The following is a 1,440-nucleotide window of genomic DNA, read 5'->3' on the forward strand; positions in this document are numbered from 1 at the left end:
GTAGAACAAGACGAGTGGGTGGGTGTCGCGGATGACGTACTTCTGGAACATGCGGTACCAGAAGCGCTTGAACAGCAACCAGGACAGGGTGGGAACCACCTTCCAGAGCTGGATGTCGCTCCTCTCGCCCACGCCGTACACGGGGCGAATGGGAACGTCACGCACGCGGAAGCCGTAGATGTTGAGATGGACGAGCATGTCGTTGGGAAAGCCATATCGGGGGTAGAGATTGTCGAGCTCGATCGTCTCAAGAGCCGCGAGACTCACGGCAGTGTAGCCGGTTTGAGAGTCGGCGACATGCCAGTAGCCCGACGCGATCTTGGTCATGAGTGAAAGAGCGGCGTTCCCCAGGTACCGATGGCGGGGGATGATCTTCCACGCATCTCCGGTGAACAGGCGGTTACCCTTCGAGTAGTCGCACGCTCCCGAGGTCACGGGCTCGAGAAGCGCAGGCAGGTCCTCCGGATCCATCTGCGCATCGCCCGCCATGACCACTGTGACGTCGATCTTCTCCTCGACCGCCACCCTGTAGCCGGTGGTGATCGCCTTGCCGACCCCGCCGTTCTCCTGGTGGCGTATGACGCGCAGCCGCCCGGGCATCTCCTCGATGAGCGCCTCGGCGGAGCCGACAGTGCCGTCGCTCGACATGTCGTCGACCACGATGATGCGATCGACGTACTCAGGCATCGTGCGAATGACAGTGCCGATGAGCCGCTCCTCGTTGTAGCACGGAACGACCACACCGACTCGCTTGCCACCGAACATGCGTTTCCCTTCGGGACTTACCACGTGAAAGCGCCCAGACCCTGCGAGTATACACAAGCATGACGGTCGGACCTTCCTCCGTGGTGCCGCTGCGCCCTCTTCCTCTATCATCGGGAATGCACCTCACCGGGAAGGAACCTCGTGCGCGTCGCGATACTCGCCGACCTCGCCCAGAACGGCCGCCCAGAGGGCGGTGTCCAGCACGCGACCGTCCGGCTCGTCGGCGGTCTGCTCGAGCTGGGAGCGCACGTCCACGTGATCGCGCCACACCATGCCGGGATGGAGCGGCACCTGGACGACTCGTATGGATGGCCGGTGCTTCGCCTTCCGATGCGGGGGCGCGGTCAGGTGCTGCGAGGTTTCGGGCCATGGATCCGCGAGGTGGAGTCCGAGCTCCGACGGTTCGCACCGGATGTCGTCCAAGGCCAGGGCCTCCTTCACAATGGCGCCGCGGCGTCGAATTGGAGCGGTTGCTCCACAATCGTCACAGCGCACGGGGACCCCCGTGCAGACGCAGCCTGGGGCTACCCCTTCCCGCTCGGACAAACGCTGAGGCCAGTGCTCCACGCGACGGCGATGCGAACTATCGCACGCGCTTCCGCAGTCGTGAACGTCACGCAGGACTGGCGTGTCAACATGCCCGCGCGACCGCCCACCCTTGTGTACATACCGAAC

The 1,440-nt window shown here is 64.0% G+C and carries 2 protein-coding genes; both read right to left on the minus strand.

Annotated elements, in window-relative coordinates:
- Positions 1–765, minus strand: a 765-nt coding sequence (locus tag Q8K99_12825; protein MDP2183439.1) for a glycosyltransferase family 2 protein, incomplete at its 3' end; no start/stop codon positions are given.
- Between the two features lie 123 nt (positions 766–888).
- Positions 889–1,188 carry a hypothetical protein gene (locus tag Q8K99_12830; GenBank protein MDP2183440.1) on the minus strand — a complete coding sequence of 100 codons (300 nt, stop codon included), beginning with the start codon at positions 1,186–1,188 and terminating at the stop codon, positions 889–891.
- Positions 1,189–1,440 lie beyond the last annotated feature (252 nt).

The organism is Actinomycetota bacterium, assembly GCA_030682655.1.
Taxonomy (GTDB): domain Bacteria; phylum Actinomycetota; class Coriobacteriia; order Anaerosomatales; family JAUXNU01; genus JAUXNU01.